The organism is Rothia sp. (in: high G+C Gram-positive bacteria), from assembly GCF_030540545.1.
GTDB lineage: Bacteria > Actinomycetota > Actinomycetes > Actinomycetales > Micrococcaceae > Rothia.
In genome coordinates this window covers 71,762-97,456 of record NZ_JAUNVZ010000002.1, presented here as the reverse complement: position 1 = coordinate 97,456, position 25,695 = coordinate 71,762, and the positions used below count along the sequence as shown (strand labels likewise).

Genomic DNA, 25,695 nt, shown 5'->3' with positions numbered 1-25,695 from the left:
CCTTGTGCAGGGTAGACGGCGGATTCTTAGCTACAAGCTAGAGAGGGAAACCGAATTACTCGGAAACCTTCTGAGCTGCTTCGCCACCGGCAGGTGCGTAACCTGCAGCCTTAGCCGACTCAGCGGAGTCGAACCAAATCTCAGCCTTGGTGGAGGAGTACCAGCGAGAACCGGGTACGTGGTACTTCATCGAGTCAGCGTTGCCCTTGACCTCGAAGCCCTCGGGAGCTTCGCCGGATTCCAGGGGTGCGTGTGCACCTGCGGGCAGGTCGGATGCCTCAGCCTTGGGAGCTTCAGCCTTGGGAGCCTCTGCAGCCTTCTCAGCAACCTTGGTTGCTTCTGCTACAGCACCCTTGGATGCAACGGGCTCCATCACGAGCTCGATGACAGCCATGGGAGCGTTGTCGCCCTTGCGGTTACCGATCTTGATGATACGGGTGTAGCCACCGGGACGCTCAGCCATTGCGGGAGCAATGACGGTGAACAGCTCGTGGACGATACCCTTATCGGTGATCGAACGCAGAACGCGACGACGAGCAGCCAGATCGCCCTTCTTACCGAAGGTGATGAAGCGCTCTGCCACCGGACGCAGGCGCTTTGCCTTGGTCAGGGTGGTGGTGATGCGCTTGTGCTGGAACAGCTGAGCCGACAGGTTGTTGAGCATCAGACGCTCATGGGTCGGGGAACCGCCGAGGCGGGGACCCTTAGTGGGAGTAGGCATAGTTAATTCTCCATGGTTTACGTTCCGTTGCCCCAGCAGCGGAGCTTAGGAACCAAGTTTGACTGATCCCGGGGGAAACCCGGTGAAAGATTTCGAGACGAAATCCGCGTGCGGATTATTCGCCGGAACCGTCCTCGTCATCGCCGCGTGCTGCGGGGTCGAAACCGAGGGGCGAGTCCTTCAGAGCCAGGCCCAGCTCCTGGAGCTTTGCCTTGACTTCGTCGATGGACTTTGCACCGAAGTTACGGATATCCATGAGGTCAGCTTCACTGCGGGTCACGAGTTCAGCCACGGTGTGGATGCCCTCGCGCTTGAGGCAGTTGTAGGAGCGGACGGTCATGTTCAGATCTTCAATGGGCAATGCCAGATCTGCCGCCATGGACTCGTCTGCGGGAGACGGGCCAACTTCAATACCCTCTGCAGCAATGTTCAGTTCGCGTGCCAGGCCGAAGAGCTCGACCAGGGTGCTACCTGCGGATGCAACAGCATCACGGGGAGCGATGGCTTCCTTGGTTTCGACGTCCAGGGTCAGGCTGTCGAAGTCGGTACGCTGCTCAACACGAGTTGCGTTCACGCTGAAGGTAACCTTCAGAACCGGGGAGTAGATGGAGTCAATCGGAATACGACCGATTTCAGCATCGCCGGTCTTGTTCTGTGCTGCCGAAACGTAGCCGCGGCCACGCTCGATGATCAGCTCAGCACTGAAGTTAGCCGACGCGTTCAGGGTTGCGATGTGCAGCTCGGGGTTGTGGATTTCAACACCGGCGGGCACCTCGATATCGCCTGCGGTCAGCTCGCCTTCGCCCTGCTTGCGCAGGTACGCTACGACGGGTTCGTCCACCTCGGAGGAGATGGAGAGCTTCTTGATGTTCAAGATCAGCTCGGTGACATCCTCGGTTACGCCCGGCACGGTGCTGAACTCGTGCAGCACACCATCAATGCGCACGCTGGTAACAGCAGCGCCAGGGATGGAGGAGAGCAGGGTGCGACGCAGGGAGTTACCCATGGTGTAGCCGAAGCCCGGTTCGAGGGGCTCGAGGGTGAAGCGCGAACGGTTGGGCGCTACAACTTCTTCAGTCAGAGTGGGTCGCTGTGCAATAAGCACTTTGTTTCCTTTCGGTGGACTCCGCTATATGAGTCCACAGGTCTAGGGAAAACAGTTTCTAAGGAAGCAGACGGGTGTCTATCGCTTTTCGGGCACTTAGCTCGTGTGAAAAGCACCCGTGTGCGGTAGTGAGGTCTAAGACCTCATTAGACACGGCGGCGCTTCGGGGGACGGCAGCCGTTGAATGCAACGGGGGTGACGTCCTGAATCGAGCCGACCTCCAGGCCTGCAGCCTGCAGGGAGCGGATTGCGGTTTCGCGACCGGAACCGGGGCCCTTGACGAACACGTCAACCTTGCGGACGCCGTGCTCCTTGGCGCGGTTTGCAGCAGCTTCTGCAGCCAGCTGAGCAGCGTAGGGGGTGGACTTACGAGAGCCCTTGAAGCCCATATCGCCAGCGCTGGACCAGGAAATCACTGCACCGGTGGGATCGGTGATGGAGACGATGGTGTTGTTGAAGGTCGACTTGATGTGAGCCTGACCTGCAACGATGTTCTTGCTAACCTTGCGGCGGTTGGTCTTACGAGCTGCCGCAGAGCGAGTCTTGGGAGGCATTTTTGATTCTCCTACAAAGGTTTACTAGTACGTTGGTTGAAAGCGATGTTCCAACAGAGCAACGTAGATTACTTCTTCTTACCTGCGACGGTACGCTTCGGGCCCTTACGGGTACGTGCGTTGGTCTTGGTGCGCTGACCGTGAACCGGCAGGCCGCGACGGTGACGCAGACCCTGGTAGCTACCGATTTCTACCTTGCGGCGGATGTCGGCTGCAACCTCGCGGCGAAGATCACCTTCAACCTTGTAGTTGCCTTCGATGAAGTCACGAAGAGCCACGAGCTCCTGGTCGGTCAGGTCCTTGACACGGGTGTCAGGGTTGACGCCGGTAGCAGCGAGGGTTTCGTGTGCACGGGTCTTGCCCACGCCGTAGATGTAAGTGAGAGCAACTTCCACGCGCTTTTCGCGGGGAATATCAACTCCAGCGAGACGTGCCATACTTTGGCTTCTCCTTGTTGTATTCCAGAGGTCTATAGCATCACTGCCCGAGCTGATGCCCGGTCCCCGGCCTCTGAGTCCGGAGGTATCCAGCCCCTAAGGGCTTGGAGCGGTGCCTATTACTATTGCCCGCCCGTGTGGCGGGGTTCAGACGCTAGGGATTAGCCCTGGCGCTGCTTGTGGCGCGGGTTTTCGCAGATCACCATGACCACACCGTGACGGCGGATCACCTTGCACTTATCGCAGATCGGCTTAACGCTCGGCTTAACCTTCATCGCATTCCTTTTGATTGCAACTTGATAACTGGTGGGATAAGAGGTTCCCCGATCAGGGAGCACATTACCCCGTGATAAGCGTTGGCAGCCGCGGGTGCGACTACCGGCGCTTTTTACTTGTAACGGTAGACAATACGACCACGGGAGAGGTCGTAGGGGCTCAGTTCCACTACCACGCGATCCTCAGGCAGGATGCGAATGTAGTGCTGACGCATCTTGCCAGAGATATGCGCGAGAACCTTGTGACCGTTATCCAGCTCAACACGGAACATCGCGTTGGGCAGGGCTTCAACCACTGAGCCCTCAATCTCGATGACGCCGTCTTTCTTTGCCATATCCTCCGCTTACGTTAATGTCGGGCGTGCGCCCGACGGCTTATATAACCGGTGGTTTCCAGCATTCCGGAGCCGGCTCAAAAAGAGCGCACTAAGCACCGGTAGAAACTACCAACTGTTAACTCTACGCTAAACACCCCGCTTAACACAAGAAAATATTTCTATTGCGTTCATCACAGAGTGTGGACAGAGTAGAAGAAGACCGGTAGAGGTTCTCCCCTACCGGCCTTCTAGCATAGGTCAGCGCACTAAAGAGCTAGTCTTCCTTCGCCGCCAGCTGACCGCATGCACCGTCAATATCGCTACCGCGAGTATCACGAATAGTGGTCGGAATACCGTGCGCGCGCAAACGCTCCACGAAGTTCTGTTCCACGCCCTTGCGGGAAGCGGTCCACTTCGAACCCGGAGTGGGGTTGAGCGGAATGGGGTTCACATGCACCCAGCCACGGCCGCGCTGAGCCAGCTTCTTACCCAAAAGATCCGCACGCCAACCCTGGTCATTAATATCGCGAATCAGAGCGTACTCAATGGAAACACGACGACCGGTTGCGCGGTAGTAATCGTAAGCGGCATCCAGAGTCTCGTCCACCTTCCAACGCTGGTTGATCGGAATCAGCTCATCGCGCAGCTCATCATCCGGTGCGTGCAGGGACAGCGCCAGGGTAACCGGCAACTTCTCCAACTCGAACTTACGGATACCGGGCACCAGACCCACAGTGGACATGGTCAGACCGCGAGCGGAAATACCCAAGCCCTCGGGGGAGGCGTCAATCAGGCGGTGCACAGCACCCATGGTGGACTTATAGTTCGCCAGAGCCTCACCCATACCCATAAACACAATATTGGATACGCGCAGCGGGCGGGTGTCCTCGGCGCCGCCTTCAGCCTGCTCCAAGCCCTTCATCTGCTTCAGGTAGCGAGCGCCCGCCACAACCTGCTCCACGATCTCGGCGGTGGAGAGGTTACGGGTCAAGCCCTGCTGACCGGTTGCGCAGAAGGGGCAGTTCATACCGCAGCCGGCCTGGGAAGAGATGCACATGGTCACGCGGTTGTCATAGCGCATAATCACGGATTCAATGAGAGCACCGTCAAAGAGGCGGTGCACGACCTTGAGGGTATCTCCCCCGTCAGCTTCTAGGGTACGGACCGGGGTCAACAGGGTGGGCATTGCCTTAGCGACCATTTCTTCACGCTGAGCTGCGGGAAGGTCAGTCATTTCTGCCGGGTCGGTCACCAGACGCTCAAAATAGTGCTTGGAGAGCTGGGAAGCGCGGAATGCCGGGTAGCCCAATTCCTTCAAGAATTCGCGGCGACCGGCCATATCGAAGTCAGCAATATGCTTCGGGGGCTTGGTGCGGCGGGGTGCCTTGAGGGCAATCTGACCGGGCGCAGGGCGCACGCTGGAGATTTCCACGGGCACCTTGGTGCTCTTCTGGCCGGAGGGAGAGGCGCCGCATCCGCCGGCGGGATGCTCTACGGGCTGAATAATATCGCTATGGGGCAGCGCATCGCTGCTACGGGGTGCCGGAGCGCTAGTTTCGGGCGCAGCTGTCTCGGGGGCAACGCTCTCAGGGTCAAGGGTAGCGATGGTCTCGCTCATACTATAGGTTCTTCCTGTGTGTTAAGGCGCCTGAACGTTTCTACCGCATATACGGACAGAGTGCGCCAGGCCTTTGGGCGCACCCGGTGCTGTGATGCAGACAGGCTCTTGGCTGTGCACCGGGCGCTTGCTCGAAGGGGATCGAGAAGTGTAGATATCGCGGCGCGAAAATATACGTGTGGGAAGTATTTTCGCGAGCGCGATGACTAGAGATAAAGCTTATGCTTCGGGAATGGGCTTGACGGTCACACCCAGCTTGCTCAGCTCGGAGGCGCCGCCGTCTTCTGCGGTCAGCACCCAAATGCCCTCGCTGTGCACAGCCACGGAGTGTTCCCACTGGCAGGCGTCCGATCCGTCCACGGTTACCACGGTCCAGTCATCGGCAAGCACCTTGGTTTCAATGGAGCCGGTGACCAGCATGGGTTCAATGGCAAAAGCCATACCGGGCTTAATCTTCGGGCCCAGGTCGCGTACGGCGTAGTTGAGCACATCCGGTGCCATGTGCATGGCGGTACCGATACCGTGACCAACATAGTCTTCAATAATGCCGTACTTATCCCCCGCCTCTTCACGCACAAAGGCTTCAACGGCAAGACCGACCTCGCCCACCTTCTTAGCGTGTGCTAGGGCTGCAATACCGTGCCAGAGGGCTGCGCGAGTAATCTCGGAGAGTTCGCGGCGGGATTCGGGTACATTGGAGCCAACCAGCACGGTGCGTGCCGAGTCGCCGTGCCACTGACGGTTGGTGGCGGGGTCAATGACATAGGCGCCACCATCAATGGAGATAATATCTCCGTCCTTGAGCACATAGTCGCCGGGGATGCCGTGGACGACCTCGCTATTGACCGAGGTGCAGATGGTTGCCGGGTAGTCGTAGTAGCCGTAGAAGTTGGAGGTGCCGCCCAGCTCATCCAGGGTTGCGGCGAAGGCGCGGTCCAGGTCCTTGGTGGTGGCGCCGGGTACCGCTGCGGCCACAGCTGCATCCAGGGCGCGGCTGGTGATAACACCCGCGCGCTTCATCTGCTGCAGCTGCTTATTGGTTTTGATTTCTACGCGTGCCATGTGTCCTCCGTCTGTGTTTGCCCTGCGCTCTAGAATGTTAGGACGCGGGTCTTAATACCAGCTCTCTACTTTACAGGTCTTCTCTACCGCTTTACAAGGTACGCTTCGAGAGCCGTGAGCAAGCCTGCCCTGAGTTCTATGACTCGCATCATGGTGTACATAGAGAGGAATACACGGCAGGAATAATCAGCAGAGAAAATACAAGCGCGCCCCGTTGATTCAACGGGGCGCGCTTATTTAAGAAGCTTCTGAAGCCTACTTCAGGGCATCCAGCAGACGTTCGGTCACCTCAGCGATTTCGCCCAGGCCGTCGATCTCCTTAACGATGCCGCGTTCGCGGTAGAGCTCCAGCAGGGGTGCGGTCTCTTCTGCGTACACGTTCAGGCGGTGACGAATGACCTCTTCATTGTCATCGGTACGACCCTGCTCAGCAGCGCGGTTGAGCAGACGAGCAACCAGCTCATCGTTATCTGCAACCAGCAGCAGCACGCGCTCAACCTTCTCACCCTTATCTGCCAGGATAGCGTCCAGCTCGTGCACCTGAGCGGTGTTGCGGGGGTAGCCGTCCAGCAGGAAGCCGTTTGCGGTGTCTTCCTCGGACAGACGTGCGCGCACCATATTATTGGTCACGGAGTCGGGAACCAGGTTGCCGGAGTCAATGTACGACTTAGCTTCCTTACCCAGTTCGGTCTCTTCCTTAATGTTCTTGCGGAAGATATCGCCGGTGGAGATAGCGGGGATGGACAGTGCCTCGGCAATCTTTACTGCCTGGGTACCTTTACCCGCGCCGGGCGGGCCGATGATCAGCAGACGGTTCATTTCAGAAGTCCTTCGTAGTTTCGTTGGGATAGCTGTGCGCCAATTTGCTTGAGGGTATCAAGGCCAACACCGACCACAATCAGCAGCGAAGCACCGCCGAAGGGGAAGTTCTGGTTAGCGTTGAAGAGCACCAGTGCCACGAGCGGAATCATGGACACAATTGCCAGGTAGAGTGAACCGGGCAGAGTGATGCGGTTGAGCACATAGCTGAGGTAACGCTCGGTGGGTTTGCCGGCGCGAACACCGGGGATAAAGCCACCGTACTTCTTCATATTATCGGCAACTTCGACCGGGTCGAAAGTAACCGATACATAAAAGTAAGTGAAGCCTAGGATAAGCAGGAAGTAGGTGACCATGTAGACCGGGTGGTCGCCTCGCACCAGGTAGATATTAATCCACTCAACCCACTGCGGGGGTGCGGAGCCATCATTGGGAGTATTGAACTGCGCAACGATACCCGGCAGAGCCAGCAGGGAGGATGCAAAGATCAGCGGAATCACACCCGCCATATTGACCTTCAGGGGGATATAGGTGGAGCTACCGCCAATGGTACGGCGACCAATCATGCGCTTTGCGTACTGCACGGGCACACGACGCACGGACTGCTCAACGTAGACCACGGCGATCATCACAACCATACCCACGGCGCACACAGCGGCGAAAACGCCCCAACCCTGGGTGCGGGCAATGGCGCCCAGCGCGCTCGGGAAGGAGGAAGCAATGGAGGTGAAGATCAGCAGGGACATGCCGTTACCCACACCGCGCTCGGTAATCTGCTCACCCATCCACATAATAATGCCGGTACCTGCCACCAGAGCCAGGATAATCACCAGGATAATAGGCAGGGATTCATTGGGAATAATACCGGGGCAGTAACCGATCAGCGCGCCGGAACGTGCCATGGTCACAATGGTGGTTGCGTTCAGCAGAGCCAGGCCGATGGTCAGGTAGCGGGTGTACTGGGTCAGCTTAGTCTGTCCCTGTGCACCCTCTTCATGCAGAGCCTGGAAGTGCGGGATAACAACGCGCAGCAGCTGGATAATAATACTTGCCGTAATATAGGGCATCACACCCAGAGCAAAAATGGAAAGCTGCAGAAGCGCGCCGCCGCTAAATAGGTTCACGACATCGTAGATGCCGCCACCGGTCTGGTTTTGCGCCAGACATTGCTGAACGTTGCCGTAGGAAATACCGGGGGCGGGAATAAAGGTGCCCAGTCGGTACAGTACGATCATGCCCAGGGTAAACAGCAGCTTACGTCGCAGATCGGCGGTTTTGAGAACTCGCCCGAATGCGCTCAGCACATGTCCTCCTTGTGGGGTTGGGGTTGTCCGCGCTTAGGTAGCACTGAGCACGGATTTAACACATACCTTCCAGTCTAGCCTGTAAATGCCTATTCTCAATAATATTGCGGGCATTTGGGCATAAAATATCCCCCGCAAGCGAACTTACGGGGGATATTTTAGGGTAATCTCTAGAGATTACTTAACGGTAACGGAACCGCCTGCAGCCTCAATCTTTTCGATTGCGGATGCCGATGCCTTGTCAACGGTGATGTTCACCTTGACAGAGATCTCGCCGTTGCCCAGAACCTTCACGAGCTCGTTCTTGCGAACTGCGCCCGCTGCCACCAGGTCAGCAACAGTGATGTCGCCACCGGCGGGGAAGAGTTCCTGGATGCGGTCCAGGTTAACAACCTGGTACTCGGTACGGAAGGGGTTCTTGAAGCCACGCAGCTTGGGCAGACGCATGTACAGGGGCAGCTGACCACCCTCGAAACCTGCGCGAACCTGGTAACGTGCCTTGGTACCCTTGGTACCGCGACCTGCAGTCTTACCCTTGGAGCCTTCACCGCGGCCAACGCGGGTCTTTGCCTTGTGGGCACCCGGTGCCGGGCGCAGATCGTGAATCTTGATAGCTTCTGCCATCTTACTTGACCTCCTCAACCTTCACCAGGTGAGCAACGGTGTTAACCATGCCACAGGTGACGGGGTCAGCAGTGCGAACAACCTTGTTACCCGGCTTCTTCAGGCCGAGGGAACGCAGGGTGTCGCGCATGTTCTGCTTCTGACCAACATAGGACTTAACCTGGGTAATCTCCAGCTTTGCGTCGCTGGGCTGAATACGCTTTCCGGCCATTATTACGCACCTGCCTTCGGGGTGTTGCGCAGGTAAGCGGGGATGACCTCATCTGCGGGCAGGCCACGGCGAGCTGCAACAGACTTGGGGTCTTCCAGCTGCTTGAGAGCTGCAACGGTTGCGTGAACGATGTTGATCTGGTTCGAAGAACCCAGGGACTTGGAGAGCACATCGTGGATGCCAGCGCACTCGAGCACTGCACGCACGGGGCCACCAGCGATCACACCGGTACCAGCGGTTGCGGGGCGCAGCATAACAACGCCTGCAGCTGCCTCACCCTGCACGCGGTGCGGGATGGTGCGCTCGTCGATGCGGGGAACGCGGAAGAAGTTCTTCTTTGCTTCCTCAACACCCTTAGCGATAGCTGCGGGAACTTCCTTAGCCTTGCCGTAGCCAACGCCGACCATACCGTTGCCGTCACCGACAACTACCAGAGCGGTGAAGCTGAAGCGACGACCACCCTTGACGACCTTGGACACGCGGTTGATGGTTACAACGCGCTCGACAAACTTGTCCTTTTCCTCCTCGCGAGCGCGGTTGTTACGGCGCTCGTTGCGACGACGGTCACCGCGGTTGTTGCGGCGCTCCTCGCGCTGGTTGGAGGTCTCAGCGGTTTCAGCTACTACTGCTTCGCTCACCTGAGTTTCCTTTACATTCTGCTCGCTCATTAGAGTGCAAGACCCCCTTCGCGTGCGCCTTCAGCAACTGCTGCAACACGGCCGTGGTACTTGTTACCACCGCGGTCGAAGACAACTGCCTCAACGCCAGCAGCCTTAGCGCGCTCTGCTACGAGCTCGCCAACGCGCTTTGCCTTAGCGGTCTTGTCCAGGTCAGAAGCTGCACGCAGCTCTGCTTCCATGGTGGAAGCCGATGCCAGGGTCAGGCCCTTAACATCGTCAATCACCTGAACGAACATGTGACGGGCGGAACGGGTTACGCACAGGCGCGGACGCGCAGCGGTACCCGAAACGTACTTGCGAATGCGAGCGTGACGACGTGCACGCTGCGCTGCCTTAGACTTGATAGCCATTTATTACTTACCAGCCTTTCCGACCTTGCGGCGGATGTGCTCGCCTGCGTAACGAACACCCTTGCCCTTGTAGGGATCGGGCTTACGCAGACCACGAATGTTTGCTGCAACCTGACCAACCAGCTGCTTGTCGATGCCCGACACGGTCAGCTTGTTAGCACCCTCCACGGTGAAGGTAATACCTTCGGGAGCGGAGATGTTGATCGGGTGGGAGTAACCCAGAGCGAACTCCAGGTCGTTGCCCTTCGCGGTAACGCGGTAACCGGTACCAACGATTTCCAGCTTCTTCTCGAAGCCTGCGGTCACGCCCAGGATCAGGTTCTGAATCAGGGTACGAGTCAGACCGTGCAGGGAGCGGGACAGACGCTCATCGTTGGGACGGGAAACGGTGATTTCGTTTTCGTTCAGAACCACGGTGATGGGAGCTGCAACAGCGTGCTGCAGTTCGCCCTTGGGGCCCTTAACGGTTACGAGGTTGCCATCAACCTTTACCTCAACGCCGGCGGGAACCGAGATGGGGAGACGTCCAATACGCGACATTATTCTCTTCCTTTCTCTAACCGACTACCAGATGTAAGCGATGACTTCGCCGCCCACGCCCTTCTTCGCAGCCTGCTTATCAGTGAGCAGACCGGAGGAGGTGGACAGAATTGCGATGCCGAGGCCGCCCAGAACCTGGGGCAGGTTGGTGGACTTTGCGTAGGTACGCAGACCGGGCTTGGAGATACGGCGCACGCCAGCGATGGAACGCTCGCGAGAGGGGCCGTACTTCAGGACGAGGGTCAGGGTCTTGCCGACCTTTGCTTCCTCTTCCTTCACGTCAGCGATGTAGCCTTCTTCCTTCAGAATAGCTGCAATGCGAGCCTTCAGCTTGGAGTAGGGCATAGATACGGTGTCGTGGTATGCAGCGTTTGCGTTGCGCAAACGGGTCAGCATATCTGCGACCGGATCAGTCATAGTCATAGTGGGCTGTAGCCCTTCCTCGTTGTGGTTTCCATCCCCCGTGATTCGGGTTCGGACCTACAACGTAGTCGTTAGTTGGTCTTGAACGGGAAGCCCAGTGCCTTCAGAATTGCACGGCCTTCATCGTCGGTCTTTGCGCTGGTCACAACGGTGATGTCCATACCGCGCACGCGATCGATCTTATCCTGGTCGATTTCGTGGAACATGGACTGCTCGGTCAGACCGAAGGTGTAGTTACCGTTGCCGTCGAACTGGCGGTCGGAGAGACCACGGAAGTCGCGGATACGGGGCAGCGCCAGGGTCACGAGGCGGTCCAGGAATTCCCACATGCGGTCGCCACGCAGGGTGACGTGTGCGCCAATGGGCATACCTTCGCGCAGCTTGAACTGTGCGATGGACTTCTTTGCACGGGTAACAATCGGCTTCTGACCGGTAATTGCGGTCAGGTCGCGGATTGCACCGTCCATGAGCTTAGCGTCGCGTGCAGCTTCGCCAACACCCATGTTTACAACGACCTTAACGATCTTCGGGGTCTGCATGACGTTCTCGTACTTGAACTCTTCCTGCAGAGCCGGAACGACGACCTCAGCGTACTTGGTCTTGAAGCGGGGGGTAATCTTGGTCTCGGTCATTAGATGTCCTTACCCGAACGCTTAGCAACGCGCACGCGAACGGTACGCTGCTTGCCATCACGCTCTACAGTCTCGAGGCGGAAACCAACGCGGGTGGGCTTGCCGGTCTCGGGGTCAACGATTGCAACGTTAGAAACGTGGATCGGAGCCTCAACCTTCTGAATGCCACCTGCAGCGCCGGTTACGGGGTTAGCCTTGGTGTGCTTGGTGACGACCTTAACGCCCTCAACAATCACGCGGTTTTCCTTGGGGATAACCTTCAGGACCTTACCCTGCTTGCCCTTGTCTGCACCGGAAATAACCTGTACCAGGTCGCCCGACTTAATCTTAGCCATGAGTTAGAGCACCTCCGGAGCCAGCGAAACGATCTTCATGAACTTCTTATCGCGAAGTTCGCGGCCCACAGGGCCGAAGATACGGGTACCACGGGGATCACCGTCAGTGTTCTTCAGAATCACTGCTGCGTTCTCGTCGAACTTGATGTAGGAGCCGTCGGGACGACGGGTTTCCTTCTTGGTGCGGACGACAACTGCCTTAACAACGTCGCCCTTCTTTACGGTACCGCCGGGGATTGCATCCTTGACGGTTGCGACAATGATGTCGCCAATGCCTGCGTAGCGACGGGAAGAACCGCCGAGAACACGGATGGTCAGGATTTCCTTCGCACCAGTGTTGTCAGCAACCTTCAGTCGCGACTCCTGCTGAATCATATTTCTCCTGTCGTCTCGCTGGTTCCGACATGTCTCTATACATGCCAGCCTGGCGGAACATTTTTACGGGATGGGTTGACGCCCCGGGCCCTCAATGATACTCATTGCTGGTTAGCGGGAACGCCTGGGGTTTGCGCATGCCAGCAGCATTTGGACCCGCGTGGTGCGGGCGCATCCACCCGATTAGTAGCGGCATTATGCTCTGGCACGAGAAAACCCGTGGTTGTGTGTATCCTATAGCCCACTTGGGTATAGATATAGCCACACAAGTTAAAGACTATACCGGATATATGCACACGGCGCAATACTTCAGCTCCTATGAGCTCCAGCACCCCCCAAGACACTGTGGTTGAGAGACTCCAGACCGTTCAAGAACACCCCGATCCAGGATGGCCAAGACCCTCCGCGAGGCCGAAAAGAAACTCTCCATGCACCCCTCTAGCGCCTTCTAGATTGAGTGCATCAGATGCAATTCTTATTTGACACTCTTGCGCAGGTTTAAGAGTCCTAGAGCACTTAAAACCCGAGATTCTGCCAAATATGACGTAATATTTCGGTAAATAAGGCGATTTTTTGGCTTTTTTGTCAAATAAGGGTGCCAGAAGATGCGCCGGGCGCTCGAATGTAGCATAATTAAGGAGATGCCTCGGTGTCACCTCATGAGGTTCGGTTCTTATCCGTCAGATTTCTTGGGTCCCTTATTTCCTCGCTAATCCGTCTCGTAAGTTCCGAACCTTATGTTGTATTTTGTGGAATATTCAGCCCGGCAGGCATGCCTGCCGGGCTGTTTTACTCCACGAGAGTGCTCAGCCAGCATCCGTTTGCCCGTAGACTTCTGGTGGTTCTGCGGTCTACGCGGTGCGGCGGATGCGAGCGCTCTTCACGGGCGGGTGCCTCTCCTAGGAGAAGTACCCGCCCGTGATCTTTAAAGCCTTTACGCGCCCCGGTGCAGAGTTACCGGTACGTATATGCCAAGAGCCCGTTTCCCTGATGTCAGGGAAACGGGCTCTGTGACTATTAGGGAGCTAGATAGCTTCTATCCCCTATGCCTTACGGCGACGTGCAACCAGTACAGCACCACCCAGTACTGCCAGGGCGCCGATAGCAGCAGCAATCAGCACACCATTAGCACCGGTGGAAGCCAGCTTCTTGGAGGAAGAAGTAGCTGCGGTAGATGCCTTGGTACCGTTGGAGGCAGCAGACTTCTCGGAAGAAGTGGTCTTTGCATTCACATTGGTACCGTCGTTCTTGACCACATTGCCATTAGCATCGCGGATCACGAACTCGTACTCGGCAGCCTTACCGCCGCGAGTATTGTCGCCGTCCTTCAGGGAGCCGGTCAGCAGGTAGAAGGAGATCTTATCGCCGTCCTGGATTTCCTGCTTCAGATCGGAGTTCGCCACGGTGGGGAATGCGATCTTTACGGTGAAGGAGCCGTCCTTCTCAGCCTGGATGTAGGTGTAGATACCGCCGCTATTGGGCTCAACGCCTGCCGGAGCTGCGGGAGCTTCCTTGGGGTTGATGAAGGTCTTGCCGTTGAGCTTGAGCTTCAGAGCCGCGATAGAGCCAGCCAGCTTGTCCTTAGTGGTGAAGCCTTCACCGCGCAGGGTCAGCTCATCGCCAACCTTCCATTCCTTGGGTACGTAGAGCTTTGCACCGTCGGAGTAGACGTGGACGTTCTCGGTTGCGCTATACTCGTAGGTACCTGCACTCTGGCTTGCGCTGGGGCTTGCGCTAGCGCTGGGGGAAGCCGATGCGCTTGCAGATGCGGATGCCGAGGGGCTGGGCTTTGCAGACTCGCTCGGAGTCGGCTTAGCAGTCTCGGTGGGAGTGGGCTTAGCGGTCTCAGTGGGAGTGGGCTGAGGCTTGGGGGTCTCAGGCAGACCCACCTTAGAGTCAACCACGGTACCGTAACCCTTGAACTCAGTCTTGGTCGGAGTGACCTCGGTAGCCTCGGTGACAACTTCCTTCTGGTGTTCCTTAACAACCTTCAGCTTCAGACCCGCACCACGGGTGGGATCACCTTCCTGCAGGGAACCGGAAAGGAAGTTAACAGCCAGCTCGGTATCCACCGCGGTGTTTGCCGGAATGGTGTAGGTCACCGAGAAAGTGCCATCAGCATTAGCGGTGAAAGCGGAGAAGCCTTCAGCTTCCTTGCGGTTCACCTTAGGCTGGATCTGTACACCCTTGCCATCCTCACGGGTCCAGCCAGCACCGGTAAAGGTGATGGTCTCACCGGGAACTACCTCGGTAGGAGCGGTAACGGTTGCACCCTTATCTTGGTTAGCGGAGACAGTCTGGGTGGGGATAATATCCTTGGTGCTGGTGTTTGCAGCACCCGGTACCACGGTCAGCTTAGTCAGGGAGTTAGCGTTGATCGGGCTAGTGGGAGAAGTGACGTTGCCGTCCTTATCCTTGATTTCCTTAGCCTCGGTTGCGGAGGTGAGGAACGCGCCGGTCTTCGGGTCGATGGTGAAGGGAACCTCAACGTTTTCTGCGAAGGTTGCCTTATCCACGGAGACTGCACCATTGGGCAGTGCCACCACGTCGTTTGCGCCACGTTCGCCGCTCTTGACGGTGGAGATGACCTTGCTGTTCTTTGCGTCAATAACGGTCACGGTGCCGGCCGCGAAGTCGGTTGCGTAGAGCAGATCGCGTGCCTGGTCATTATCCAGTGCCAGGGGCTGGGTACCGAAGGAGATGGAGCGCTTGTATTCGCCGGTGCTGCGGTCGTAGACGGTCACGCCGGAGTTTACGCCCTTGGTTCCCTGTGCGGTCACGTAGATTTCGTTCAGGGACTCATCGAATGCCACGTCGGATGCGCGCAGTGCTACGGATGCGTCCTCCTTGTGCAGCTTGATGGTCTTGGTGACTTCCTGGGTCTTGGTGCTGATGAAGTGCAGTTCATCGCTGCCCAGCTGCGGTACGTAGAGTACGCCCGCTGCGGAGTCTACAGCCATGTTCATGGTCATAGAAGCATCGGTGCTTGCCAGATCGATCTTCTTGACCAGTGCGCGGGTCGCGGTGTCGAAGACCCACACAGCATTGGAGCCGGATACAAATGCCTTACCTGCTGCGGCATCCACCTTAACTTCGCGCGGGTGCGCAATGGCGTTTGCTTCGCCCAGTTCAGCATTGGAGCTGGTCCACAGGTGCTTGAGGCTTGCCTGGTCGAAAACGGAGATGGAGTTGGTGCGGGTATTGGTCACCCAAATGGTGCCAGTGGTGTCGTCCACGTCGATACCGTAGGGGGTCACCAGCTGCTTGCCACTGGGCTCGGTTGCGCCGCGCGGGGTGAAGTCTGCGGTGGGCAGCTGCAGTACTGCCTCAACCTGCAGAGTGTCGGGGTTGACCACTGCCAGGGTACCGGTCAGTACGGGCGGGCGGCCGTTGGAGCCGGTCACGTAGAGCTTATTGGACTTTGCGGAGTATGCAACCTGGTACTGACCGGGCAGACCCTGGGTCTGGGTTGCGCTCACGCTATAGGAAGTAGCGGGGGATTCAGCTGCGAAGGCTGCGGGAACTGCCGCGAAGGATGCGGCAACCAGGCTGAAAGAGCCTGCTGCTGCCAGTGCCTTGTGCAGGCGGCTGTACTGAGGAGAAGTCATGTTCTGAACCTCGTCTATACGGTGGTGTATTACTGATGGAGTATGCGTTATGTCTGCACAGTCCGGATTCTTAGAGTGTCCATCTTTAGCGACATCGTGTCGCTATATTTAGGGTCGCCTAATAATCGCTATAGATGATAGTAGATAACTTTTTTAGCCTTCTCAAGCCTTCGGGCTATTTTTACAGATTTATGTCATAAATCGTCATGTATTTCGTCCTCTGACACGCCTGGTAACACCGTCAAGAATCTATCGAGCATTATTCTCTTTAGCTCCTGCACAAGCTGGCGAGCACTACCCAGCTTCTCTCCCCTATACGCACAAACGGTGCCCGTCCCTGAATCAGGGACGGGCACCGTTATATCAGCGGATAATCTCTAGAGGAGAGCTATACCTTATGCCTTGCGGCGGCGTGCAACCAGCACAGCACCGGCAATAACAGCCAGAGCGCCAATACCGGAAGCAATCAGCACACCGTTAGCACCGGTGGAAGCCAGCTTCTTGGAAGAAGAAGTGGAGGCCTTGGTGCTGGACTTAGCGGTGGTTTCGCACGCTACGCCATCATTGTCAGCATCCATTGCGGGGTTAACATCCGGGTGGGGAACCTTGATGTTCTCCAGGCCGTCTGCCTTTGCCTCTTCACAAGTATTGTACTTGTAGGTCTTCTTAGCGGGCTCTTGTGCCTTATCCTCGCGAGGTACAGCGTTACCGTTGGAATCCTTGATAGTGAAGGTGTACTCCAGCGCCATGCCACCGCGGGATGCGTCGCCATCCTTGAGGGAACCGGTCAGGAGGTAGAAGCTCAGCTTGTCGCCGGTCTGAATGTTCTGCTTCAGGCTGGAGTTCTCGGTGATGGGGTACTCGATCTCTGCGGTAAAGGTACCGTCAGCGTTTGCGACCAGGTAAGTCCACATGCCACCGCTATTGGGGGTTACGCCTGCCGGAGCTACCGGTGCGACCTTGGGGGTTACGTAGTCCTTGCCGTTGAGGCGGATCTTCAGGGCACCGATAGAACCGGATGCCTTATCCAGGGTGGTGAAGCCTTCACCGCGCAGGACCAGCTTGGTGCCGTTCTCCCAGGTCTTGGGGTAGTACAGCTTTGCGCCATCCTGGTATACGCGAACCATTTCGGTTGCGCTGAACTCGTACACGCCGGGCTTGGAGAGATCCGGAGTGACATTGTCGTTCTTGGGGGGCTCAGGGGTGGACAGACCGGTCTTGTAGTCTGCTACCTGACCGTAACCCTGGAATGCGAGGGAGTCGGGGTTTACGGTGGTTGCCTCTGCGGAGACAACTTCCTTCTGGTGTTCCTTAACAACCTTCAGCTTCAGACCCGCACCACGGGTGGGATCACCTTCCTGCAGGGAACCGGAAAGGAAGTTAACAGCCAGCTCGGTATCCACCGCGGTGTTTGCCGGAATGGTGTAGGTCACCGAGAAAGTGCCATCAGCATTAGCGGTGAAAGCGGAGAAGCCTTCAGCTTCCTTGCGGTTCACCTTAGGCTGGATCTGTACACCCTTGCCATCCTCACGGGTCCAGCCAGCACCGGTAAAGGTGATGGTCTCACCGGGAACTACCTCGGTAGGAGCGGTAACGGTTGCACCCTTATCTTGGTTAGCGGAGACAGTCTGGGTGGGGATAATATCCTTGGTGCTGTTGGCAGCGCCTGCAGTCACGTTAATCTTGGTGATACCGCCGGCGTTAATAGCCGTATCTGCACCGTTTTCACCCTTGGGCTCAACGTTGGACTTCTTGTATTCACCGGTTGCGGGGTCAATGGTGAAAGGAACCTCAGCCTGAGCCACGGTTGCCTCGTCCAGTGCAATGGCGGTGCCGTTGGGCAGAACCTCAACGTCGTTCACGAAGCCCTGGCCACCGGTTACCACGGTGGAAACGACCTTGCTGGTCTTGGCATCAATAACGGTGACGGTGCCAGCCTTAAAGTCGGTTGCGTAGAGCAGATCGCGTGCTTCGTCATTGTCGATAGCCAGGATCTGGGTACCGAAAGCGATGGAGCGCTTGTACTCACCGGTGGTCTTGTCGTACACGGTGATACCTGCGTTAACGCCCTTTGTGCCCTGTGCGGTCACATAGATTTCGTTCAGGGACTCATCGAATGCCACGTCGGAGGGTGCCAGTGCAGCGGAAGCGTCATCCTTGTGCAGATCGATGACCTGCTTGATGGTAAAGGACTTGGTGTCCACAACATTCAGCTTTTCGCTTGCCAGCTGGGGCACGTACAGCAGGCCAGCCTTGGAGTCCAGTGCCATGTTCATGGTCACTGCACGGCCGGTTGCCTCGGGCTGCACGTCAATCTTCTTGATAGCGTGGCTGGTCAGGTCAACTGCCCACAGTGCCTTGGAGCCGGAGACGATTGCCTGGTTGTTTGCGTTGTCGATAATGACTTCGCGCGGGTGGTCAATAGCGTTAGCCTCGGATGCCCAGACCTGCTTCATGGTGGTCTGGTCGTATACGGAGACCATGTTGGTGCGGGTGTTGGTAACCCACACGGTGTTGTTCACATCGTCAACCTCTACACCGTAGGGGGAAACGATCTGCTTGCCAACCTTGTTACCGTCCTTGTCGGTGCGGTCAACGGTGGGCAGCTGCAGAACAGCTTCGATCTGCAGGGTATCGGGGTTAACGCGTGCCAGGGTACCGGTCAGGATCGGCGGGCGACCATTGGAACCGGTGATCCACAGCTTGTTGTTCTTTGCCGAGTGTGCAACCTGATACTGACCGGGCAGACCCTGGGTGCGCTGTGCACTCACGGAGTAGCCGGTAGATGCGTTGTCAGCGGCGAATGCAGCCGGAACTGCTACGAAAGAGCCTGCAACCATGCTCAGGGCGCCAGCAGTTGCCAGTACCTTGCGCAGTGCGCTGTGCTTAGCAGAAGTCATGTATGTGAACCTCATCTAGTGTGGTGGGGCCGCGCCATACTCTATACGCGGCAGAAGATGTGTTTCGATATATCAACCCTCAGCTGTGTTATTCCTGAGGAAAACCTAAGAAACACTGTGATTAATAGTAGATAACTTTGGATAGGAAAGCTAATATTTCTTGACACTTATGGGATACTTTATTCCCGTTTCGGACTCATTACACCGTATTTTTGACTTCGATTCGCACTTTGAGCACTGTATCTCTAGCGATAGTTGAATTATCTTTACTGCCCTACCCCAGACTTTGCCCGCTGACATTACCAGAACAAAGGGGCTCGCATTCCTTAGGATTGCGAGCCCCAGCCCATTAGAGCCAAGCCGCTCTAGAGCTTATTGTCTTATGCCTTGCGACGGCGTGCCACAACCAGGGCGCCGCCCAACAGAGCTGCACCACCGAGCAGGCTCAGTGCCAGCACACCATTAGCACCGGTGGATGCCAGAGTGCTCTTAGAGGAGCTGCCATTGGAAGTGGTAGCGCTAGAGCCATTGGAGGAGTCCTTCACGACTGCTGCATTAGAGGCGGATGCGCTTGCCGATGCCTTGGAGCTTGCAGAAGCGCTAGCCGAAGCAGAAGCGCTGGAGCTTGCAGAGGCAGAGCTGGATGCGGATGCACTCGCAGGTGCAGAAGCACTGGAGCTTGCAGAAGCGCTAGCGGATGCGCTTGCCGAAGCAGATGCGCTCGGGCTTGCGGTGGGAGTGACGGTGGGTTCGGGGGTAATACCGGTTGCGGTATCAACCACCTGGCCGTAGCCAGCGAAGGATGCCTGCTTGGAGGGAGTCACGGTGGAGTTCTCTGCGCAGGTGTTGGATACAGCGTCCTTGACCTCAATACGGGTAATACCATTGGCGTCGATCTGGGTGGGGGTAATGGTGATATTACCTTCCTTATCCTTACCCGCCTTGTATTCGGTATTGGAAGTGCGGTAGGTGCCGGAGTAGAAGTCCATGGTGAAGGGAACAGTGACCTTCTCCGCGTACACGGCCTTATCCACGGCAATCACGGAACCGTCGGGCAGCACCTTCACATCATTAGCTGCCTTCTCGGCAATCTTGACGGTGGAGACAATACGGTCGGTGGTCGGGTCGATAATGCGCACACTACCGTCGATCACATCGGTTACATAGAGCAGGTGACGCTTGGAGTCAATATCCAGGCTCAGGGTCAGGGCGCCGAAGGGAATGGAGCGTTTAAACGCGCCGGTGTTCAGATCATAGACGGTAATACCGGAGTTACCTTCGGTCTTTGCCTCGGGACGGTTTGCCTTGCCCTGGGATGCCACGTAGATTTCACCCAGTTCAACATCGTAGGCAACATCGCTTGCACCCAGGAACAGGCTCTCATTGTCCTTGTGCAGGGAGATGCTCTTTTCAATCTCCAGGCTCTGGGTGTTGATCACGGTCAGAGCATTATCTGCATCAGAGCTATTAGGTACGTACAGGCGGTGGTTGGCGGCATCCACGCTCATATTCATATTGCTTGCGCTGCCCTTTTCGCCATTGTGGGGAATGTCGATCTTCTTGACCAGCTTGTAGTCGGAGAGGTTGAAGACCCATACGGACTTAAAGCCGGAGACATAGGCGTAGCCGTGCTGGGTATCAACGCGTACTTCGCGGGGGTGCTGAACTTCATCCTCTGCGCCCAGGTGCGCATCGTCCATAACGACCAGGTTCTTCATGGTCTTCTGGTCGATCACGGAGACTGCGTACAGGCGGGTGTTGGTGACCCAGATGGTGTCGTTAACATCGTCAACATCTACACCGTAGGGGGAGAGTACCTGGCGGCCTGCCTGGGTGCCATCATTGTAGTTGTAGGTGTAGGAGGGCAGCTGCAGGCTGGCTTCGATTTCCAGGGTGTGGGGGTTGACTCGTGCCAGGGTGCCGGTGGCAATGGGAGAGCGACCCACGGAGCTGGTGACCCAGAGCTTGTCATTCTTTGCGGAGTAGCCGATCTGGTACTGACCGGGCAGACCCTGCGCGCTGGTTGCGGAGACATTGAAGCAGCGTGCCGTGGCGGTGCTGGATGCGCTAGAGCTTACGGAAGCGGACGGGGTTGCCTCTGCTGCGAAGGAAGCGGGTACTACAGTACCGCCGGCGAGCAGCGCCAGGGATGCGGAGACGGAGAGCAGACGCTTGGAAGCGGAAATCGACATATCTATACCTCGATGCGTGTTGTATGTGTTGGTATCTAAAGCCGCCGCGCTCTATAGAGCACATAAGTAGCTATAGACAGATAAACCTAATAAATGACACTCTGTCATCAAACTTTAATCTTAGGCTTGCCTACTTATAGTAACTCTTATAACTCGTGTCACCAAGACATAACGCTATATTAGGCACAGATTTTATATCTCTCCCTCGTTCTCTGCTACCTCTTATTCCCCTAGAGCGCCCAGTTAAACAAAATATCCCCCGGTTTCCCGGGGGATATTTTGTTCTCGCGGCTTCCTAGATTTCTCGAGGAGAGCTACTAGAGATGTTTCCGTAAAAGGAACGCTCCGTGCAGAGCATCTAGAAGTCTAAATTACTTAGCCTTCTCGATGATCTCCACCACGCGCCAGTGCTTGGAAGCAGACAGCGGGCGGGTCTCTGCGATCAGAACGAGGTCACCAATGCCGCAGCTGTTCTGCTCATCGTGTGCCTTGATCTTGGAGCTACGGCGCATAACCTTGCCGTACAGTGCGTGCTTGACGCGGTCTTCAACCTCGACGACAACAGTCTTGTCCATCTTGTCGGAGACAACGTAGCCGCGGCGGGTCTTACGGTAGCCGCGCTCTTCGTTCTTTACTTCACTCACTTGGACTCACCTTCGGTTCGAATACCGAGCTCGCGCTCGCGCAGCACGGTGTAGATACGTGCAATGTCACGCTTGATGGTGCGGCGACGACCTGCGCTTGCCTGACCGGTGACTTCCTGGAAACGGATGTTGAAGAGTTCCTTCTTGGACTCGCTCAGCTGAGTTGCCAACTGCTCGTTGGTCATCTCTGCGAGCTTGTCAATGCTCAGATCCTTGGAACCTACTGCCATCTCGCTTATTCACCACCTTCGCGGCGACGCACAACACGTGCCTTCATCGGGAGCTTGTGGATTGCCAGGCGCATTGCCTCGCGAGCCACTTCTTCGGACACACCGGAGAGTTCAAACATGACTCGACCGGGCTTGACATTTGCGACCCACCATTCAGGCGAACCCTTACCGGAACCCATACGGGTTTCAGCGGGCTTCTTGGTCAGCGGACGGTCGGGATAAATGTTGATCCAGACCTTACCGCCACGCTTGATGTGACGGGTCATTGCGATACGAGCAGCCTCGATCTGGCGGTTGGTAACGTATGCCGGGCTCAGAGCCTGGATACCCCACTCACCGAAGGTAACCTCGGTGCCGCCCTTTGCCAAGCCGTTACGCTTGGGGTGGTGCTGCTTGCGGTACTTTACTCGACGGGGAATTAGCATTTATGCCTCACCGTTCTCTGCAGTCTTGGCTTCAGCGTTTGCCGAAGCGTTCTCGTTGCGGCGCTCACGGCGGGGACCACGGTTGCCACCGCGACGGCGCTCACCGTCACGACGGTTGCCGCGGCGGTTGTTAGCTGCCTGCTGAGCTGCCAGTTCCTTATCGGTCAGATCGCCCTTGTAGATCCAAACCTTCACACCAATGCGGCCGAAGGTGGTCTTAGCCTCGAAGAAACCGTAGTCGATGTTCGCACGCAGGGTGTGCAGGGGCACGCGACCTTCGCGGTAGAACTCGGAACGGGACATTTCAGCGCCACCCAGGCGGCCGGAGCACTGGATACGAATACCCTTTGCGCCTGCACGCTGTGCGGACTGGATTGCCTTCTTCATGGCACGGCGGAAAGCAACACGGGATGCGAGCTGCTCTGCAATGCTCTGTGCAACCAGCTGAGCGGAGAGGTCGGGGTTAGCAACCTCGAGGATGTTCAGCTGAATCTGCTTACCGGTGAGCTTCTCCAGCTCGCCGCGGATGCGGTCTGCTTCTGCGCCGCGACGGCCGATCACGATACCGGGACGAGCGGTGTGGATATCCACACGCACGCGGTCACGGGTACGCTCGATCTCAACCTTTGCAACGCCTGCGCGCTCCAGGTTCTTTGCCAGCAGCTCGCGGATCTTTACATCCTCGCGGACGTAGTCTGCGTAACGCTCGCCGGGCTTGTTGGAATCAGCGAACCACTTGGAGACGTGCTCGGTGGTGATGCCCAGTCGGAAACCGTTCGGGTGAATTTTCTGACCCATTTAGCGGTCCTCCTCCTTCTCCGGGGTAGCAACTACCACGGTGATGTGGCTGGTGCGCTTGTTGATTCGGTATGCGCGACCCTGAGCGCGGGGCTGAATGCGCTTCATGGTCGGGCCTTCGTTCACGAATGCTTCGCTAATGAACAGCTCCTCCTCGCGGAAAGCGACACCCTCCTGGGCTGCCTTCTGACGAGCATTTGCTACTGCCGAAGCAACGATCTTGTAAACCGGCTCCGAAGCTGCCTGGGGGGCGAACTTCAGAATCGCCAGAGCCTCTTCCGCCTGCTTACCACGGATCAGGTTGACGACACGGCGGGCCTTCATAGGCGTAACGCGCACAAAACGCGCAGATGCCTTGGCTTCCATTGCCTATCTCTCTTTCGTCTATTGCCGAAAGACAAACATAGCTATCGGTATATACCGATTAGCGACGCTTGCCCTTACGGTCGTCCTTCACGTGGCTGCGGAAAGTACGGGTCGGTGCAAACTCGCCGAGCTTGTGGCCGACCATCGACTCGGTGATGAACACCGGCACGTGCTTACGTCCGTCGTACACTGCGATGGTGTGTCCCAGCATATCGGGGATAATCATCGAGCGGCGGGACCAAGTCTTAATAACATTCTTGGTGCCCTTCTCGTTCTGAGCTGCAACCTTCAGGAAAAGGTGCTGATCAACGAAAGGGCCCTTCTTCAAACTACGAGGCATGTTTCAGGCTCCTTAGCGCTTCTTGCCAGTACGACGGCGACGAACGATGAGCTTGTCGCTTTCCTTCTTGTGACGACGGGTACGACCCTCGGGCTTACCGTTGGGGTTAACCGGGTGACGACCACCGGAGGTCTTACCTTCACCACCACCGTGCGGGTGGTCAACCGGGTTCATAACCACACCACGAACGGTCGGGCGGATGCCCTTCCAGCGGTTGCGGCCTGCCTTACCCCAGTTGATGTTGGACTGCTCGGCGTTGCCGACCTCGCCCACGGTTGCACGGCAGCGAACATCCACGTTGCGGATTTCGCCGGAGGGCAGACGGAGCTGGCCGTACTTGCCTTCCTTTGCAACCAGCTGAACCGAAGCACCTGCAGAACGAGCCAGCTTAGCGCCGCCACCGGGGCGCAGCTCGACGCAGTGAATCACGGTACCAACGGGGATATTACGCAGCGGCAGGTTGTTGCCGGGCTTAATATCAGCTGCGGGACCGGACTCAACGATGTCGCCCTGAGAGAGCTTGTTCGGAGCGATGATGTAACGCTTGGAACCATCGAAGTAGTGCAGCAGTGCGATGCGTGCGGTACGGTTGGGATCGTACTCGATGTGTGCAACGCGTGCGTTGACGCCATCCTTGTCGTGACGACGGAAGTCGATCAGACGGTACTGGCGCTTGTGGCCACCACCCTTGTGGCGAGTGGTGATACGACCGGTGTTGTTACGGCCGCCGGTCTTGTGAAGCGGACGAAGCAGGGACTTCTCCGGGGTGGAGCGGGTGATTTCAGCGAAATCGGAAACGCTCGAACCGCGGCGACCCGGGGTCGTCGGCTTGTACTTACGAATACCCATTTAGATATTTCTTTCCTTCGTTAAAGTGGTCTCCGCGAGACTTATGCCTGCGGACCGCCGAAGATGTCGATGGTGCCTTCCTTCAGGGTCACAATCGCACGCTTGGTGTTCTTGCGAGCGCCCCAACCGAAACGGGTGCGCTTGCGCTTGCCCTGACGGTTTGCGGTGTTGACGGAAGCTACCTTGACGTCAAAGATCTTCTCGATTGCCTGCTTGATCTCGAGCTTGTTGGACTCGGGAGCAACCAGGAAGGTGTACTTACCTTCATCGAGCTGACCGTAGCTCTTCTCAGACACGACGGGAGCAATGATCACGTCGTATACAGACTTGGTGGAAACGCTCATTACTTAGCGCCCTCCTTCTTCGAAGCAGCAGCAACGAAAGCATCGAATGCTGCCTTGGTGAAGACCACGTCGTCGGAAACCAGAACATCGTAGGTGTTGATCTGGTCTGCGAACAGGATGTGGACGTTCTCCAGGTTACGTGCGGACAGAGCCACAACGTCCTCTGCGCGGCCAATGACCAGCAGAACGTTCTTACGCTCGGTAATTGCTGCCAGCGATGCCTTTGCTGCCTTGGTCGAGGGGGTCTCACCCTCGATGAAGGACTCGACAACGTGGACGCGACCGTTGCGTGCGCGATCGGAGAGAGCGCCGCGCAGTGCTGCAGCGATCATCTTCTTGGGGGTGCGCTGTGCGTAGGAACGGGGGGTGGGGCCGTGTACGACGCCACCGCCGGTCATGTGCGGTGCACGGATGGAGCCCTGACGAGCGTTACCGGTACCCTTCTGCTTGAAGGGCTTGCGACCTGCACCGGACACCTCGCCGCGGTTCTTGGTCTTGTGGGTACCCTGACGAGCAGCAGCCAGCTGTGCAACAACTACCTGGTGCAGCAGGGGAATAGATGCCTGTGCGTCAAAAAGATCAGCAGGCAGTTCTACGTTAAGGGTCTTAACAGCCAT

At 57.1% G+C, this 25,695-nt stretch carries 31 protein-coding genes; all 31 read right to left on the bottom strand.

Annotation, left to right across the window (positions count from 1 at the left end; all coding sequences use genetic code 11):
* Positions 1-55: 55 nt before the first annotated feature.
* The 31 genes from rplQ to rplD all read right to left on the bottom strand — a co-directional run bounded on the left by rplQ (position 56) and on the right by rplD (position 25,695).
* Positions 56-721 (bottom strand): 50S ribosomal protein L17, encoded by a 666-nt coding sequence (gene rplQ / locus Q4P78_RS02105; RefSeq protein ID WP_303338655.1) that lies wholly within the window; start codon positions 719-721, stop codon positions 56-58.
* Positions 722-836: 115 nt separating this feature from the next.
* Positions 837-1,826 (bottom strand): DNA-directed RNA polymerase subunit alpha, encoded by a 990-nt coding sequence (locus tag Q4P78_RS02100; RefSeq protein ID WP_303338654.1) that lies wholly within the window; start codon positions 1,824-1,826, stop codon positions 837-839.
* A gap of 146 nt (positions 1,827-1,972) precedes the next feature.
* The gene (gene rpsK / locus Q4P78_RS02095; RefSeq protein ID WP_303338653.1) at positions 1,973-2,380 is read right to left on the bottom strand and encodes a 30S ribosomal protein S11; all 408 of its coding nucleotides are present in this window, start codon (positions 2,378-2,380) and stop codon (positions 1,973-1,975) included.
* Between the two features lie 68 nt (positions 2,381-2,448).
* Positions 2,449-2,817: a 30S ribosomal protein S13 gene (gene rpsM / locus Q4P78_RS02090; protein ID WP_005505026.1), complete on the bottom strand. Its 369-nt coding sequence runs from the start codon at positions 2,815-2,817 to the stop codon at positions 2,449-2,451.
* Positions 2,818-2,978: 161 nt separating this feature from the next.
* Positions 2,979-3,092: a 50S ribosomal protein L36 gene (rpmJ, locus tag Q4P78_RS02085; RefSeq protein WP_004005257.1), complete on the bottom strand. Its 114-nt coding sequence runs from the start codon at positions 3,090-3,092 to the stop codon at positions 2,979-2,981.
* 113 nt (positions 3,093-3,205) lie between these two features.
* Positions 3,206-3,427, bottom strand: coding sequence for a translation initiation factor IF-1 (infA, locus tag Q4P78_RS02080; protein ID WP_005505018.1), 222 nt, complete (start codon positions 3,425-3,427; stop codon positions 3,206-3,208).
* A 256-nt stretch (positions 3,428-3,683) separates the two neighbouring features.
* Entirely contained in the window at positions 3,684-5,027 is a 1,344-nt protein-coding gene (gene rlmN, locus Q4P78_RS02075) for a 23S rRNA (adenine(2503)-C(2))-methyltransferase RlmN (protein WP_303338652.1), read from the bottom strand.
* Positions 5,028-5,246: 219 nt separating this feature from the next.
* Positions 5,247-6,089 carry a type I methionyl aminopeptidase gene (map, locus tag Q4P78_RS02070; RefSeq protein ID WP_303338651.1) on the bottom strand — a complete coding sequence of 281 codons (843 nt, stop codon included), beginning with the start codon at positions 6,087-6,089 and terminating at the stop codon, positions 5,247-5,249.
* Positions 6,090-6,344: 255 nt separating this feature from the next.
* Positions 6,345-6,908 carry an adenylate kinase gene (locus Q4P78_RS02065; RefSeq protein ID WP_303338650.1) on the bottom strand — a complete coding sequence of 188 codons (564 nt, stop codon included), beginning with the start codon at positions 6,906-6,908 and terminating at the stop codon, positions 6,345-6,347.
* On the bottom strand, positions 6,905-8,212 hold the full coding sequence (gene secY / locus Q4P78_RS02060; RefSeq protein ID WP_303338649.1) for a preprotein translocase subunit SecY: 1,308 nt from the start codon (positions 8,210-8,212) through the stop codon (positions 6,905-6,907). The genes Q4P78_RS02065 and secY overlap by 4 nt, the downstream gene beginning before the upstream one ends.
* A 177-nt stretch (positions 8,213-8,389) precedes the next feature.
* Positions 8,390-8,836, bottom strand: coding sequence for a 50S ribosomal protein L15 (gene rplO, locus Q4P78_RS02055; RefSeq protein ID WP_303338648.1), 447 nt, complete (start codon positions 8,834-8,836; stop codon positions 8,390-8,392).
* A 1-nt stretch (position 8,837) separates the two neighbouring features.
* Positions 8,838-9,047 (bottom strand): 50S ribosomal protein L30, encoded by a 210-nt coding sequence (gene rpmD / locus Q4P78_RS02050; RefSeq protein ID WP_303338647.1) that lies wholly within the window; start codon positions 9,045-9,047, stop codon positions 8,838-8,840.
* Between the two features lie 2 nt (positions 9,048-9,049).
* Positions 9,050-9,685: a 30S ribosomal protein S5 gene (rpsE, locus tag Q4P78_RS02045; RefSeq protein WP_303338859.1), complete on the bottom strand. Its 636-nt coding sequence runs from the start codon at positions 9,683-9,685 to the stop codon at positions 9,050-9,052.
* Between the two features lie 29 nt (positions 9,686-9,714).
* A complete protein-coding gene (gene rplR / locus Q4P78_RS02040) occupies positions 9,715-10,077 on the bottom strand; it encodes a 50S ribosomal protein L18 (protein WP_303338646.1) in 363 nt (120 codons plus the stop codon).
* Positions 10,078-10,080: 3 nt separating this feature from the next.
* Entirely contained in the window at positions 10,081-10,617 is a 537-nt protein-coding gene (rplF, locus tag Q4P78_RS02035) for a 50S ribosomal protein L6 (RefSeq protein ID WP_303338645.1), read from the bottom strand.
* Positions 10,618-10,641: 24 nt separating this feature from the next.
* Entirely contained in the window at positions 10,642-11,040 is a 399-nt protein-coding gene (gene rpsH, locus Q4P78_RS02030; RefSeq protein ID WP_303338644.1) for a 30S ribosomal protein S8, read from the bottom strand.
* A gap of 71 nt (positions 11,041-11,111) precedes the next feature.
* On the bottom strand, positions 11,112-11,672 hold the full coding sequence (rplE, locus tag Q4P78_RS02025; protein WP_303338643.1) for a 50S ribosomal protein L5: 561 nt from the start codon (positions 11,670-11,672) through the stop codon (positions 11,112-11,114).
* Positions 11,672-12,007, bottom strand: coding sequence for a 50S ribosomal protein L24 (gene rplX / locus Q4P78_RS02020; RefSeq protein WP_303338642.1), 336 nt, complete (start codon positions 12,005-12,007; stop codon positions 11,672-11,674). Before rplX ends, rplE begins: the two co-directional genes overlap by 1 nt.
* A 3-nt stretch (positions 12,008-12,010) precedes the next feature.
* Positions 12,011-12,382, bottom strand: coding sequence for a 50S ribosomal protein L14 (gene rplN / locus Q4P78_RS02015; protein ID WP_303338641.1), 372 nt, complete (start codon positions 12,380-12,382; stop codon positions 12,011-12,013).
* A gap of 1,043 nt (positions 12,383-13,425) precedes the next feature.
* Positions 13,426-15,990: a YncE family protein gene (locus Q4P78_RS02010; protein WP_303338640.1), complete on the bottom strand. Its 2,565-nt coding sequence runs from the start codon at positions 15,988-15,990 to the stop codon at positions 13,426-13,428.
* A 395-nt stretch (positions 15,991-16,385) separates the two neighbouring features.
* Positions 16,386-18,890: an excalibur calcium-binding domain-containing protein gene (locus Q4P78_RS02005; RefSeq protein WP_303338639.1), complete on the bottom strand. Its 2,505-nt coding sequence runs from the start codon at positions 18,888-18,890 to the stop codon at positions 16,386-16,388.
* Between the two features lie 380 nt (positions 18,891-19,270).
* On the bottom strand, positions 19,271-21,082 hold the full coding sequence (locus Q4P78_RS02000; RefSeq protein WP_303338638.1) for a YncE family protein: 1,812 nt from the start codon (positions 21,080-21,082) through the stop codon (positions 19,271-19,273).
* A 371-nt stretch (positions 21,083-21,453) separates the two neighbouring features.
* Positions 21,454-21,726: a 30S ribosomal protein S17 gene (gene rpsQ / locus Q4P78_RS01995; RefSeq protein WP_303338637.1), complete on the bottom strand. Its 273-nt coding sequence runs from the start codon at positions 21,724-21,726 to the stop codon at positions 21,454-21,456.
* Positions 21,723-21,956: a 50S ribosomal protein L29 gene (gene rpmC, locus Q4P78_RS01990; RefSeq protein WP_303338636.1), complete on the bottom strand. Its 234-nt coding sequence runs from the start codon at positions 21,954-21,956 to the stop codon at positions 21,723-21,725. Before rpmC ends, rpsQ begins: the two co-directional genes overlap by 4 nt.
* A 5-nt stretch (positions 21,957-21,961) precedes the next feature.
* Positions 21,962-22,381, bottom strand: a complete 420-nt coding sequence (gene rplP / locus Q4P78_RS01985; protein WP_254755305.1) for a 50S ribosomal protein L16 — start codon at positions 22,379-22,381, stop codon at positions 21,962-21,964.
* The gene (gene rpsC, locus Q4P78_RS01980; RefSeq protein ID WP_303338635.1) at positions 22,382-23,179 is read right to left on the bottom strand and encodes a 30S ribosomal protein S3; all 798 of its coding nucleotides are present in this window, start codon (positions 23,177-23,179) and stop codon (positions 22,382-22,384) included.
* Positions 23,180-23,545, bottom strand: a complete 366-nt coding sequence (gene rplV, locus Q4P78_RS01975) for a 50S ribosomal protein L22 (RefSeq protein ID WP_303338634.1) — start codon at positions 23,543-23,545, stop codon at positions 23,180-23,182.
* Between the two features lie 58 nt (positions 23,546-23,603).
* The gene (rpsS, locus tag Q4P78_RS01970; RefSeq protein ID WP_303338633.1) at positions 23,604-23,885 is read right to left on the bottom strand and encodes a 30S ribosomal protein S19; all 282 of its coding nucleotides are present in this window, start codon (positions 23,883-23,885) and stop codon (positions 23,604-23,606) included.
* A 12-nt stretch (positions 23,886-23,897) separates the two neighbouring features.
* A complete protein-coding gene (rplB, locus tag Q4P78_RS01965) occupies positions 23,898-24,734 on the bottom strand; it encodes a 50S ribosomal protein L2 (protein ID WP_303338632.1) in 837 nt (278 codons plus the stop codon).
* A 41-nt stretch (positions 24,735-24,775) separates the two neighbouring features.
* The gene (gene rplW / locus Q4P78_RS01960) at positions 24,776-25,078 is read right to left on the bottom strand and encodes a 50S ribosomal protein L23 (protein WP_303338631.1); all 303 of its coding nucleotides are present in this window, start codon (positions 25,076-25,078) and stop codon (positions 24,776-24,778) included.
* The gene (gene rplD / locus Q4P78_RS01955) at positions 25,078-25,695 is read right to left on the bottom strand and encodes a 50S ribosomal protein L4 (RefSeq protein WP_303338630.1); all 618 of its coding nucleotides are present in this window, start codon (positions 25,693-25,695) and stop codon (positions 25,078-25,080) included. Before rplD ends, rplW begins: the two co-directional genes overlap by 1 nt.